This window comes from Lentzea sp. NPDC006480 (genome assembly GCF_040611995.1).
Lineage (GTDB): Bacteria > Actinomycetota > Actinomycetes > Mycobacteriales > Pseudonocardiaceae > Lentzea.
Map to the genome: position 1 here is coordinate 1 of NZ_JBEXPJ010000105.1, position 12,453 is coordinate 12,453.

General features: G+C 70.5%; 12 protein-coding genes. 5 read left to right on the top strand and 7 right to left on the bottom strand.

All coding sequences use genetic code 11. The annotated features are described in order from the left end of the window. Positions 1-102: 102 nt before the first annotated feature. The 3 genes from ABZX92_RS31410 to ABZX92_RS31420 form a co-directional block, all read right to left on the bottom strand. Positions 103-1,113: a hypothetical protein gene (locus tag ABZX92_RS31410; RefSeq protein ID WP_355567270.1), complete on the bottom strand. Its 1,011-nt coding sequence runs from the start codon at positions 1,111-1,113 to the stop codon at positions 103-105. Continuing rightward, entirely contained in the window at positions 1,110-2,210 is a 1,101-nt protein-coding gene (locus tag ABZX92_RS31415; RefSeq protein ID WP_355567273.1) for a glycosyltransferase, read from the bottom strand. Before ABZX92_RS31415 ends, ABZX92_RS31410 begins: the two co-directional genes overlap by 4 nt. 230 nt (positions 2,211-2,440) lie before the next feature. Then, the gene (locus ABZX92_RS31420) at positions 2,441-3,682 is read right to left on the bottom strand and encodes a glycosyltransferase (RefSeq protein ID WP_355567275.1); all 1,242 of its coding nucleotides are present in this window, start codon (positions 3,680-3,682) and stop codon (positions 2,441-2,443) included. A 337-nt stretch (positions 3,683-4,019) separates the two neighbouring features. On the opposite strand from ABZX92_RS31420, the gene ABZX92_RS31425 reads away from it, so the two are divergent. The 4 genes from ABZX92_RS31425 (at position 4,020) to tal (ending at position 6,678) form a co-directional block, all read left to right on the top strand. Further along, entirely contained in the window at positions 4,020-4,223 is a 204-nt protein-coding gene (locus ABZX92_RS31425; protein ID WP_355567278.1) for a hypothetical protein, read from the top strand. Between the two features lie 113 nt (positions 4,224-4,336). After that, complete coding sequence (locus ABZX92_RS31430; protein WP_355567280.1) at positions 4,337-4,489, top strand: RGCVC family protein; 153 nt, start codon at positions 4,337-4,339, stop codon at positions 4,487-4,489. Further along, positions 4,486-5,064, top strand: a complete 579-nt coding sequence (locus ABZX92_RS31435; RefSeq protein WP_355567283.1) for a GNAT family N-acetyltransferase — start codon at positions 4,486-4,488, stop codon at positions 5,062-5,064. Before ABZX92_RS31430 ends, ABZX92_RS31435 begins: the two co-directional genes overlap by 4 nt. Before the next feature lie 471 nt (positions 5,065-5,535). Continuing rightward, entirely contained in the window at positions 5,536-6,678 is a 1,143-nt protein-coding gene (gene tal, locus ABZX92_RS31440; RefSeq protein WP_355567286.1) for a transaldolase, read from the top strand. 99 nt (positions 6,679-6,777) lie between these two features. On the opposite strand, the gene ABZX92_RS31445 is transcribed toward tal, so the two are convergent. The 4 genes from ABZX92_RS31445 to ABZX92_RS31460 all read right to left on the bottom strand — a co-directional run bounded on the left by ABZX92_RS31445 (position 6,778) and on the right by ABZX92_RS31460 (position 10,529). Next, positions 6,778-8,013 carry a glycosyltransferase gene (locus tag ABZX92_RS31445; protein WP_355567289.1) on the bottom strand — a complete coding sequence of 412 codons (1,236 nt, stop codon included), beginning with the start codon at positions 8,011-8,013 and terminating at the stop codon, positions 6,778-6,780. Positions 8,014-8,131: 118 nt separating this feature from the next. Next, the gene (locus tag ABZX92_RS31450; protein ID WP_355567292.1) at positions 8,132-8,896 is read right to left on the bottom strand and encodes an alpha/beta fold hydrolase; all 765 of its coding nucleotides are present in this window, start codon (positions 8,894-8,896) and stop codon (positions 8,132-8,134) included. Between the two features lie 96 nt (positions 8,897-8,992). Continuing rightward, positions 8,993-9,760, bottom strand: a complete 768-nt coding sequence (locus ABZX92_RS31455; protein WP_355567295.1) for a GAF and ANTAR domain-containing protein — start codon at positions 9,758-9,760, stop codon at positions 8,993-8,995. Positions 9,761-9,797: 37 nt separating this feature from the next. Further along, a complete protein-coding gene (locus tag ABZX92_RS31460) occupies positions 9,798-10,529 on the bottom strand; it encodes a GAF and ANTAR domain-containing protein (RefSeq protein ID WP_355567298.1) in 732 nt (243 codons plus the stop codon). A 573-nt stretch (positions 10,530-11,102) separates the two neighbouring features. Here ABZX92_RS31460 and ABZX92_RS31465 point away from each other — a divergent pair. Continuing rightward, complete coding sequence (locus ABZX92_RS31465) at positions 11,103-12,242, top strand: glutamate--cysteine ligase (RefSeq protein WP_355567301.1); 1,140 nt, start codon at positions 11,103-11,105, stop codon at positions 12,240-12,242. Positions 12,243-12,453: the final 211 nt, after the last annotated feature.

The window sequence follows — 12,453 nt, forward strand, 5'->3', positions numbered from 1 at the left end:
GCGACTCGTGCTCGGGAACTTCCTCTCCTGGCACGAAAAGCTTGGTGATGACCCGGCGCGGGTCCGGGCGCAGCCGCAGCGAGCTGCGCGTGACGCGGGCGTTCATCCAGTGCTCCTCAGGAGCGTGCGCAGGTGTTGCCGGGTGGAGAGCAGTGCCAACGTCGACTCGGCGCCCTGGTTGATGTTCGGGCCGGCCGGCGTCAGTCCGTCGTAGCCGCCGCCGGTCTGCTCGTCGTGCATCAGTGAGCCGCGATCGTTGTCGCCGTTGAACCACGCGATCGAACGGTGGACACCGGCGAGCCACGCCGGGTCGGCGGTGATCCGGTAGGCGCGGGCGCAGGCGTCGGCCATCGCCGCGACCTCGATGGGCTGCTGGTCGAACGCGGGGCGCGGCTCACCGAGATACCAGCCGCCGGTCGGGACCGGCGAGAGGTGGAGGTCGACGGACTCGACGGCCAGCAGCCACTCCAGCAGCCGCAGCCCGTGGTCGCGGATCTTGTCGTTCCCCAGGAGGTCGCCGGCGGCGATCAGCGCTTCTGGCAGCGCGGCATTGGCGTAGAACAGCCGGTTCTCCGGCCACGGCCAGTTCGCGTCAGGACGTGGTTCACCGACGTACGAGGCGATGTCGCCGAGCAGCGCGGTAGCGGGAGCGTGCACGGGATCGGCCGCCAGCACTTCGGCGGCACCGAGCGCGGCGAACGCCATCGTGCGCACCGACGGCGGCCGGTGGTGTGCGCTGCGCTCGAAGCACTCCAGTGCGGCCTCGCGGATCCACGGCAGCGGGCAGCGGGCGGCGGCGGTGCCGAGGCCCCACAACGCGCGTCCCCACCAGTCGCCCAGGCCAGGCTCGTCCTGCCAGGTGCGGCCGGTGCCGAGCCGGTTGTGGAAGCGCCCGTCCTCGGTCTGCGCGTAGGCGATGAAAGCCAGGTAGTGGTCCGCCAGCGCGGCCATTTCGGCGGACAGCCGCGGCTCGCGGCTCAGGACGACCAGCCCGCGGGCGACGTCGTCGAGGCAGTAGCCGTGCTCCCGGCGCGGCAACGGGCCTTCCGCGTGTTCGAACAGACCCGTGTCGTCGCTCAGCCGGATCAGGTGGGCGAAATCGAGGCCGCTCACCTCGTCATGACGAGTCGGGTGGTGAGCAGGTCCTCGGCCAGGTGGTGGTACCGGCTCGCCACCGCGGGCCAGCTCAGCGCCGGACTCAGGTGCGCGGACCGGTCGCGCATTCCGGCGGCGAGTCCCGGCTCGGTGAGCACCCGGCGCAACGCCGCGGCGATGGCGGCGGGATCCCGGTGCGGCACCAGCAGTCCGGCCCCGTCCGCCAGCAGTTCGACCGCGTGCGGGAACACCGTGGCGACCACCGGTTTCCCTGCCGCGAGGGCTTCGACGAGCACTCCGGACGTGACCTGTTCGGACGAGTCGTACGGCAACAGGACGACGTCGGCCCGCCCGACCAGGTCCGCGAGCGCCTCCGCTTCGAGGTAGGCCGGGTTGAACTCGACCAGGTTCGTGACGCCGCGGGCGGCGGCGTGATCGCGCAGGTGCGTCCGGTACGCCTCACCCTCGTGCGCCAGCACCTTGGGATGGGTCTGCCCCGCCACCAGGTAGCGGGGCCGCAGGTCGCGCAGCGCGCCCAGCGCGGCGATGCCCCACTCGACGCCCTTGCCGCGCCCCAGAAGGCCCCAGGTGAGGATGAGCGGTCCGCGTCCTGGCGCGCCTGTCGCGCGTCTGTGGGCGGGGACGGCGCCGTGCGGAATCACCACGACCTCGTGAGGCCGGTCGACCGCATAGCCCGCCAGGAGGCGGTTCCTCGCGGTCTCCGACATGGTGACCACGGCGTCGGCGTGGTCGACGACGGCCTCGAGGACCCGGCGCTGACCTGGGGTGGGTGCGGTGAGCACGGTGTGCAGCACGACGATCACCGGTACCCGCAACCGGGCGAGCACGCTCAGCACCTCCGCGCCGTCGTCACCGGCGTAGATCCCGTACTCGTGCTGCACCACCGCGACGTCGCACCCGTTGAGGGCACTGGCGGCGGACTCGGCCCCGCCGGGACGCATCTCGTGCACCGACGGCTCAGCCGCGCCGGGCTCGGCCTCCGCGAGTACGCGGACGACGCGGCCCTCGCCGCCAGGGGTGGCGGCGGTCAGATGATGACGGAGAGCGGAGGTGAACGTGGCGAGCCCACACTGGGTGGGTGGATACGTGCTCATGAAGCCGTAGGTGCGAACCATGAGGCGGGGGGCCTTTCGAATGGGCCGGCAGGCGAGAAGGGCCTGCGGGCGAGGTGAGTTCTGCCGGCATCAGAAGCGGCGTCAGTGCGTGACCGAGGACGACATGAGCCTGACCGCTCACATGCGAGAAGAACTCGACGAGCCCAACCCTACACGCATCGAACGGTGATCGACCGGCACGGCAAGCAGAACGCCGCGGTCGTGCCCAGCTAGAAGTCCACATGCGACTGTCGCAAAGAGACTGTTCTGGATCCGGTGAACGACGAGCGGCCCGCGGCGGTGTAGACCTGCATCAGTTCGGAGGCGATGCGATGCCACGAGTACCGCGCGTGCATCCGGTCGTGTCCGGCGGCTCCGAGCAGCTCCCGGCGGGTGTCGTTCGGGAGAAGCGTTCGCAACGCCTTCGCGATCGCGCCCGGATTCCTCGGCGGTACCTGGATCCCGGTCTGTCCGTTCACCACGGTGTCGACGAAACCGCCGACGGAGGTCGCCACCACCGGAACTCCGCACGCCATCGCTTCGAGCGCCGCGACGCCGAACGACTCGTACCACGGCGTGCACGCCACGACGTCCGCCGATCGCAGCAGCGCGGGCAGCTCGTGGTGGCGCAGATGCCCGGCCAGCGTGACTCGGTGTGAGACACCGCGTACGCGGGCGAGCGCACGCAGTCGTCTCGCCTCCGTGTCGCCGCGCAGCCGTCCGTTCACGGATCCGCCGCCGACGATCACCAGCTCGGCGTCCTCCAGAGAGGTCAGGGCGCGGATCAGGTCGTCGAATCCCTGGTGTGGCAGCAGGCGTCCGACCGACACGATGCGACGCACACCGTTGCGCCCGGCGGTCAAGCCCTGCGGGGTGAAGAGGGTCAAGTCGACGCCGTGGGGAATGACGGACACCTTCGCGCGGCTGATGCCCATCTTCACCACGTCTTCGGCTTCGTCCGTGCGGGTGGCGACGACGTGGGCGACCTCCTGGCCGAGAAGCCGTTCGACGGACAGGCGTTTCATCGCGAGAGAGTCGTTCTCGTCCTGATGCCGCTGGAGGTCGGCGCCCAGCGTGTGGAATGTCTGCACCACTGGCACCTGGTTGTGCCGGGCTCCCAGGACCGCCGTGATGCCGGACAGCCAGCCTTGTGCGTGCACGACGTCCGGCCGGTTCGTGTTCCAGTCGGTGCTGAGGAATCTCGCGAAGTCCCCGGCATGGACGGTCGCCTCGTCAGCGGTGATCCTCCTGGCCGGCCCGGAGGGAACGTGCACCACCTCATAGCCGGCACGGACGCGTGTCCTGGCGGGTGTGTGCGGATCGTCGCGCCGGGTGTAGACGACGACCTCGTGACCGATACAGCTCAACGCGGCCGAGACGTTCGCGACGTAGAGGCTCTGGCTTCCCGCGTGCAGCCGGCCGGGCGCTGTCAGCGGACTGGCGTGCTCGGACACCAGGGCGATCCTGCCCATCGGTGGATCTCCTCACTGCGAGGTGACGAGACCGCGGGTCCGGGCGGTTGCTGACTCGGTCAGCCCACCGAGGCTACCGGCTGCCGGGCCCCGGTGCGAGATCCTGCCGGCCCGGGCGAAACGTTTCCGGAGGCCGCAGCGCGGGTACGCGCGCGCCCGGCCAAGCCCTCGCGGGTGTGGCCAGACCGTCCACAAAGGATGGTCGGTGCCGGTGGCCGCGGCAACAACCCGTCGGCTTGACGTTCTGCACCTCCAGCGCGGCATCGGCCTCCCAAGCCACGACCGGCAGGTTGTGCACGAGTCCCGAAACGCCCTGTTGGTAGTGGCGAAGTGCGCGATGATCTTGAGTTGGTGGTACTTGCAGACGCTGTCAGGGGGCCCGCTCGCGAGCACGGGATCGGTGGGAGCCGGCGCCGCGGCGAGCAGGACCGAGGCCCCGACACCGAGCCCGAGCGCACCCCGGCCCAGCAGGCCGACGGCGATCATGGACAACGGCATCGTGATGGCGAGCAGGCGCGACGTGGTCGCCAGAGCCGGGTAAGATGGGGACGACCGAGGGCATTTCGCGCAGCAGCGGTCAAGCTGGTGCCGCCTTGGGCGTACCACGAAGCCCGGCCGAGTCGGCTGGAGGCGGGGACCATCATGTTTCCCTCAATGCCACTGACCATTGATCTCGACGACCGCGCCGACACCACCGGCGTCTGCGCCGTGTGCCCCCACCCCTGGGCGGAGCACGACGCGCTCGGTGTGCGCTACTGCACCGCCACCACGGTTTCCGCGCTGCCTCGCGGCTGCATCTGCCCGTGATCGCGACGACGGACGTGCTGACCACCGAGCGGCTGACCCTGCGCCCGTGGCAGGTCGACGACGCGGCGGCCGCGTTGGAGATCTACGGGCACACCGAGGTGACCCGCTGGCTCAGCCCGGAGATGGACAGGGTTGCGGACCACGCGGCGATGCGGTTGCTGCTGCAGCAGTGGATCGCCGAAAGCGCCCGTCTCCCGGCCGCGGCGGGGAGATGGGCGATCGAGCGCACCGCCGACGGTCAGCTGATCGGTGGCGCCATCCTCCTGCCGCTGCCGCCGGGCGCCGAGGACCTGGAGATCGGCTGGCACCTGCGCCCCGACGCGTGGGGCAACGGATATGCCGCCGAGGCGACCCACGCCCTCGCCGGCTGGGCGTTCAGCCACGACGTGCACGAGGTGTTCGCCGTCGTCCGTCCGGGCAACATCCGCGCGGCGACGACGGTGCGGAACAACGGCATGCACTGGGTGGGCGAGACCACGAAGTACTTCGGCATCGAACTGCAGGTGTTCCGCCTTCGCCAGGCGGATCTCGATCCGGCCGCGCCCGCGTCGCCGAGGCCGCCCGACCAAGACTGATCAGGTTCGTCCCGCAGCCTCTCGGCCCCGCCGCGGCAGCACGCCGGCGTGGCTGAACACGTTTGGACGACCGCATTCCGGCTACCCGCGTCGTGGAGCATCAGCGGTCGCCCGGACCCGCGTCCTCGTTGATCGACCACGAGGAACGCGCTTGTGCTGCTGGTCGCGACCGGCTCCGAGGTCCAGTTCGCCCCGGGCGCGGGGAAGTTGCCCGCTGACGACGGCATCACCGCTCGCGTGGCCTCGATGCCCTGCCGCGGGAGCGGTTCGCCGTGCGGGAGCTGTCCTATCAGGACGAAGCGCTCCCGCCCGGCGTGACGGCGACAGCGACAGCGACGGCGGCCGGATCGTGTCGCTCGAGCACGTCGGCGCTTCCGCTCACCACTGGCGGCCTTTCCGCCGCGCCCACCACGGGCGGCACCAGCGACAGTCCAGCCCGCCCCGCACCAGTTCCCGACCTTGGAGACAGACATGCTCATCGCCCACGACCACCCGCTCGCCGCCCTCACCGCCGCCGGAGTCTCGATCTGGCTCGACGACCTGTCCCGCGAGCTTCTCGCCGGCGGCAGGCTGGAGGCACTGGTCGCGGACCGCGGCGTCGTCGGCATCACGACCAGCCCGACGATCTTCGCCTCGGCGCTGGAGCGCGGTGAGCGCTACACGCCGCAGCTCAGAGAGCTCGCCGCGGCCGGCACGAGCGTCGAGGACACCGTCTTCGCCATCACCACCGACGACGTGCGGGCCGCCTGCCGAGTCCTGCGTCCCCTGTACGACCGCACGGACGGCGTCGACGGCAGGGTGTCGCTCGACGTCGACCCCCGTCTCGCCCACGACGCGGAGGCGACCATCGCCCGCGCCCGTGAGCTGTGGGCGGCGGTGGGCGAGCCGAACCTGCTCGTGAAGATCCCGGCCACCGCGGACGGCCTCGGCGCCATCACCGCGATCATCGCCGAGGGCATCAGCGTCAACGTCACCCTGATCTTCTCCCTCGAGCGCTACCGCGACGTGATCGACGCCTACCACACCGGCCTGGAAACGGCTGCGTTCAACGAGTACGACGTGTCCGCCATCCACTCGGTGGCGTCGTTCTGCGTGTCCGGAGTGGACAGCGCGATCGACGCGCGTCTCGACGCCATCGGTACCGGCCGTGCGATCGCCGCCAAGGGCAAGGCCGCGATCGCCAACGCCCGCCTGGCCCACGAGATCCACGCGGAAAGCCTGGCGTCCCCGCGGTGGCGTCGCCTGGCCGCCGCGGGCGCGCGCCCACAGCGACCTCTGTGGGCTTCGACCGGGGTGAAGAACCCCGACTACCCGGACACGATGTACGTGTCCGGACTGGCCATCCCCGGCACGGTCAGCGCGATGCCGGCCGCCACGCTGGAGGCCTTCGCTGACCACGGCACCGTCCCCGCTCTCGTGCTGGAGGAGATCTACGGCCCGGCCCAGGACGTGCTCGGCGAGATCGCCGAGCTCGGTGTCGACTACCGCGAGGTCACCGATGAGCTGGAACGCCGTGGAGTTCAGAAGTTCGCCGCCGGCTGGGACGAGCTCGCCGGCACCGTGCGCGGCCTGCTCGGCCGCGGCCTGGCCGAGCACAGGTCGTCAAAGCGCTGACCTGGCGGGGAAAACGAGAAGGTCGAAGCTGCGGCACGAGACCGGCCTCCGGGGTGGGCACGATCAGCCCGGCTTTCACCAGGATCGTGGTCAGGAACGTCACCGAGGCGTCGAACCCGTTCGCGCGGGCACGACCGCCGGCCGATCCGGAGCACGGGACCCTGCCGCGGCGTAGTTGCGCACCAGGTCGGTGGCGACACGGGGCCACGAGTACCGCGCGAGTGCCCGGTCGCGCCCGGCGTCGCCGAGCAGTTTCCGGTGCGTGTCGTCGGCGAGGAGCGCGCGCAACGCCTTGGCGATCGCGTCCGGTTTTCCTTGCGGAACCAGCACTCCGGTCAGCCCGTCCACGACGGCGTCGACGAGACCGCCGACCGCGGTCGCGAGAACCGGTGTGCCACAGGCCATCGCTTCCAGCGCCACGCCGCCGGACGACTGGTGCCGCGGGGTGCACACCACGAGGTCCGCGGACCGCAGCAGCGCGGGCAGCTCGGCGTGCGGCACGTGGCCCGCGAACACGACGCGTTCCTCGACGCCGAGCGCACGGGCCAGCGCGCGCAGGCGCTTCGTCTCGGGATCACCCTGGAGGTCGCCCTGCGCGCCGCCGCCGGCGATCACCAGTTCCGCCCCATCCACTGTGGACAGAGCGCGGACGGTGTTCTCGAAACCCTTGTGCGGCAGGAGTCTGCCGACCGACACGATTCTGCGCGGGCGATTGCGGTCGAGGGGTGCGGGTTCCGGCGCGAACAGGTCGAGATCGACGCCGCGTGGCACCACGACGAGCTTCGACCTGTCCATCCCCATCCCGAGCACGGCGCCGGCCTCCGCCGAACAGGTCGCGACGATACGGGCCACCTCGTGACCGACGAGCCGCTCCACGGCCAGGCGTTTGGTCAAAGCCGGGTTGGTCGCGCGCTGGTCCTGCGCGGGCACCGTCCGCACCGCGTGATACGTCTGCACCACCGGCACCTGGCTCGCCTGGGCGCTCAGCACCGCCGCGATGCCGGACAGCCAGCCGTGGGCGTGCACGACGTCCGGACGGCGTCCTTTCCACGCAAGCTTGAGGAATCCGACGAAATCCCCGGTGTGCGCGAGGATCTCCTCCTCGTCCATCCTCACGGCGGGACCGGCCGGCACGTGCACCACTTCGTAGCCGCCAACGGCGTGCACGCGTTGCGGTACGTGGGGATGATCGCGCCTCGTGTAGACGACGACCTGGTGGCCCAGCGCGGACAACGCGGACGCGAGCCCTGCCACGTGGACGTTCTGGCTGCCGGCGTCGAACGCGCCGGGTGCGGCGAGCGGGCTGGCGTGCTCGGACACCAGCGCGATCCTCATCCGCGTGAACGTGGCTCGCTGGGGACTGCCGCCCACGGTGTTCTCCTCACGACGAGGCGACGAGACCGCGGGTCCGGGCGGTTGCTGAATCTGCCAGCCGGATCAGACTACGCCGGACTCAACCGGCGAACGACAGCGCCGCGTGATCGTTCACCCACGAGGCGAGTCGTGGCCGCAGAGCGGTGTAGACGTCCGGGGCCAGCCCCAACCCGATGTGGGTGCTCCTCACCTCGACGCACTCGGCGGACGGGTCGAGGCTGAGCCGCCAGGGCACGACGGCGTCGGTCCGGGAGTACATCGACACCGCCGGAACATCCGGCTGCAGCGGGGTGGCCAGCGCCTGGGTGTTGTTGTCGTAACAGCCACCGCTGAAGCACTCGTCGTCCATCACTCCAGGAACACCCGCGGCGGCAAGCCTGGCGAGTGCGCGCGCAGCGAGCATCACATCGGGGTTGGCGGCCATCGGGTCGACCACGGGGCTGCCCAGCATCACGAGCCCGCGGACCAGGTCCGGCCTGCGCACGGTGGCGAGCCGGGCGAGGCCACCGCCACGGCTGTGCCCGATCAGGACCACACGTCCACCGGTGACTTCCGCGTGCTGTTCGAGTCGTCGCTCGATGCGGTCCACGAGCTCGGTGGTGCAGCCGAGATTGAAGCCGATGCGGGCGCCCGCGGGACGGTAACCGCGCTGTGACAGCCAGGTGCTGGTCAGGCTCAGCGCAGCGTCCGCGGCCCCGAAGCCGGGCACGAGCAGCACGCCTGTCCCGGCGCCCTCGTCCGGATCGGCCTCTCGCCACACCGGATGGGCCATCAGCTGGAATCCGAGCACCGCCGTCCCGACGTGCTCACGGACGATGGAGTGCAACGAACGCAGTGCACGCATGAACGTGGTTCTCCTCGCCTCGGTCAGTAGAGGCAGGATTACCGCGCCACGGCGCGAAAAACGCGAGCGACGCGACGTTTGGCCACTGGTCGGGCGTCAGACGTCGGTGGGGCGATGCCGCGCGGTCAGCAGATCCTCGGGTCGAAGCTCACCGACGACGAGCTCCCGCGCGACATCGGCCAGGCGGCGGCCGCCGTTGCGCGCATAACCGCGCAAGGCGTGGAACGCCTCCTCCATCTCCAGGTCTCCGGCGAACGCGAGCACGCCCTTGGCCTGCTCGATGACGACTCGGCTGTTGAGCGCCGTCTGCAGCTGTTCGGTGACGACCTCACTGCGCCGGATGGCTCGTTCCTGCAGGATCCCGATCGTCGCCGTGTCCGCCAGGGCACGCACGACCAGCAGGTCCTCATCGCTGAGCAACCCGGTCTCGTGGCGGAACAGGTTCAACGTGCCGATGGTCTCCCGGCGCAACCTCATCGGAACCGCGTGCACGGAGGCGAAGCCGTCCGCGATGGCGCGTGGCGCGAACCGGGGCCAGCGCCCGGTCTCCGCCGAGAGGTCGCCGACCAGCACCGGCTCGCCGGTGGTGACGCAGTCCAGGCACGGTCCTTCGCTGGCCTGGAGCTGGAAGAGCTCGAGCATGTGCGTCTGAGCGGAGGAGTACGCCACCACGCGCAGGCCGCCGCGCTGGTCGGACAGCATCAACCCGGCCGCCGTCGCGTCCAGAAGCTGGACGCAGTGGTCGACCAGCCGGTGCAGCACGTCCACCACGTCGTAGTCGTCGACGAGCGTGTCCGCCAACTGGACGAACGCCTGGAGCAACCGGGACTCGCGCTCCGTTCTGGACGGGGCCCTACCGCTCATCACCAGCTCCTGTCTTCTTCGTCCGACGGTAGTGCCGTCATGTGCCGAGATCCAGCGGGGACAGCCTGCGGCTCACGATGTCCTTCGCGACCTCGTCCAGCGATCTGCCCATGACGAAGGCATGGCCCCGCAGCCGGGCCAGCGCCTCCTCCGCGGTGATGGAAAGAGCCGCGATGAGCATGCCGGTCGCCTGGTGCACCTGCTCCCGTCCCGGCGACAGCACACCCCGCAAGCCGTCGGTGTCGTCGACTTCCCCCAGCAGCAGTCCGAGCAGCACCGCGCCGACGATGTCGATGACCTCCAGCGCGACGGAGAGCTCGGCGCCCGACAACCAGCCGGGCCGGCGTCGGTAGAGGTCGACCGCGCCGATGCCGATCGCGCCCGCCTGCAGCGGGAACGCGAAGATCGCGCCGATGGGCAGGTCGTGGACAGCCGTCGCGAACACCGGCCAGGCCAGGACCGATGCCTGGGGCAGGTCGGGAACCAGCACCGGTCTTCGAGTGGCGAACGCTTCGAAGCAAGGGCCTTCGCCCAGGCTGAACTGAACGTCCTCGATCTGCGCGGCGATCTCGTCGCTGGCGTACAAGGTCTCGCGCTCCCTCGGTCCGCTCATCACCGAGATGGAGGCGCCATCGACCGGCAGCACGTCCACACACGCGCGAATCACGCGCGCCAACGTGTCGAGCTTGCTCTCGCGGTCGCGAAGCGCGGCCATCACCGTTGCTCGCGCCTGACTCACGGACTGCTGCGGCCCGTCAGAGTCATACACCGGCTGGCACCTGGTTCCTCCACTACGTCGACTGCTCCCAGTCGCTCCTGGACGTAGCGAGGTCTAGGCTCACGCCTTGCGTGACCGCATCAGGATCAACACGCTCACCCTACGGTGTGCTCCTCGCGACCGCCGTTCAGCCTCCCCGAACGGTTTCAGGGTGCTCCGCCGACCGACGATCGTTCAGAACGGCCGGATGCTCGTCGAGGGGCCAGTGGAGATCCTCACCGGCGACGCGTTCGGCGCGCCATCGAGGTCGCCGCACCGTCCACATCGGATCGCAGCCGGGTGAGGAAGACGTGCCCGATCCTGGGCCGAGGGCGCAGCGGCCACGGGGGAACCGTGACTGGAGCACCGTCCTCCAGCTCGCGTGCGCCAAGAGTGCCGCGGCCTGCTGGACGGTTGTCCGGGCGCATACGTCGACCATGGTGGTTCACCACGTTCTTGACGGGTGAGGTCATCGGGCCGCTACCCGTGGTGAACGGGGACGAACCGTTACGTTTCCCCTTGCCGCGAAGGGGTATTCGCCGGTTCCCAGAGCGCGCAGCGTCGCGATGAGCAGGTTGGTGAAACGTGGACAAGGCTCCATCCAAGGACGTGTCGGGGCCGACGGTCGGCGTGGAGGAGGAGTTCCTCCTGGTGGACCCGGTGACCGGGGTACCGGTGAACCGGGCGGACGACGTTGTCACCATCGCGCGGGAGCAACTCGGTCTCGAGCTGGAACACGAGCTGACCGGCGCTCAGGTGGAGATCAACACGTCGGTGTGCCGTGACGTGGAACAGGTTCGTCGCGAGTTGCTGGAGACACGGCGCGTGGTCGCGCAGGCGGCGCGCACGGCCGGGTGCCGGGTCATCGCCGTCGGGGCGCCGCCGCTGGGCGATGCGACGGGGGAGATCACCGACAGTCTGCGGTACCGGCGGATCGCCCGTGAGTTCGGTGCGCTGGCGGAGCAGCAGCTGATCTGCGGATGCCACGTCCACGTCGCTGTGCCGGACCGGGAGACCGCCGTGCAGGTGGGCAACCACGTGCGGCCGTGGCTGCCGGTGCTCGCGGCGGTGACCGCGAACTCGCCGTTCTCCGGCGGCGAGGACACCGGTTTCGCGAGCTGGCGTTCGACGGTGTGGTCGCGCTGGCCGGTGTCGGGTCCGCCGCCGTTCTTCACCTCGTGGCAGCACTACGAGGAGGTCTGCGACACCATGATCGCGGCAGGCACCGCGCTGGACCGGGCGATGGCCTACTGGGACGTCCGGCCCGCCACCGACCTCCCGACGGTGGAGGTCCGGATCTCGGACGTCGCGGCGAGCGTGGACGACGCCGTGCTGCTCGCCGCTCTCGTGCGCGCGCTGGTGACTCGGGCGGTGGCCGATGCCGGACGCGGTGTGCAGGCGGAGCCGGTGGCCCAGGAGACGCTGCGGCAGGCGTGCTGGGGCGCGGCCAACGAAGGTCTGCGGGGCAGCACCCTGGACGTGCTGTCGGGGGAGTCGCGGCCGTTGCGGCGGCAACTGGACGACATGGTGTGCGGGTTGACGCCGGTGCTGGAAGCCAACGGTGATCTGCTCGCGGTGCAAAGAGGTCTGCGGCTGCTGGACAGTGAGGGAGGTGGCGCGGACCGGCAACGCCGCGTGTTCCGCGGCGGTCAGGTGGAGCCGCTGCTGAGCCTGCTCGACGTCGACAGGGAGGCTCCGGCCGAGCCACGTCAGACCTCTGCCTGAGCCTTGTCATCTCCTGGGAGGTGGACGCTCAGCGCGAGTGGCGCGGTGCCGTCGTTGTCGACGACGACACCGTGTCCGGCATCGGCCCTGTTCAGGGGCCTCGTGGAGGTCTACGCTGAGAAGCGCCAGGCACTCGGTCTGAGCCCATCGCCGGCCTGTGACCGCTTGACGCCGCAGATCGTGGTGCCATCGCAACTCCGCCCCGGACCTC

What these genes read in the sequence shown, in the direction of transcription:
- ABZX92_RS31415 (WP_355567273.1), bottom strand. Translation starts at nt 2,210, where the DNA reads ATGAGCACGTATCCACCCACCCAGTGTGGGCTCGCCACGTTCACCTCC.
- ABZX92_RS31420 (WP_355567275.1), bottom strand. Translation starts at nt 3,682, where the DNA reads ATGGGCAGGATCGCCCTGGTGTCCGAGCACGCCAGTCCGCTGACAGCG.
- ABZX92_RS31425 (WP_355567278.1), top strand. Translation starts at nt 4,020, where the DNA reads ATGATCTTGAGTTGGTGGTACTTGCAGACGCTGTCAGGGGGCCCGCTC.
- ABZX92_RS31430 (WP_355567280.1), top strand. Translation starts at nt 4,337, where the DNA reads ATGCCACTGACCATTGATCTCGACGACCGCGCCGACACCACCGGCGTC.
- tal (WP_355567286.1), top strand. Translation starts at nt 5,536, where the DNA reads ATGCTCATCGCCCACGACCACCCGCTCGCCGCCCTCACCGCCGCCGGA.
- ABZX92_RS31445 (WP_355567289.1), bottom strand. Translation starts at nt 8,013, where the DNA reads ATGAGGATCGCGCTGGTGTCCGAGCACGCCAGCCCGCTCGCCGCACCC.
- ABZX92_RS31450 (WP_355567292.1), bottom strand. Translation starts at nt 8,896, where the DNA reads ATGCGTGCACTGCGTTCGTTGCACTCCATCGTCCGTGAGCACGTCGGG.
- ABZX92_RS31455 (WP_355567295.1), bottom strand. Translation starts at nt 9,760, where the DNA reads ATGAGCGGTAGGGCCCCGTCCAGAACGGAGCGCGAGTCCCGGTTGCTC.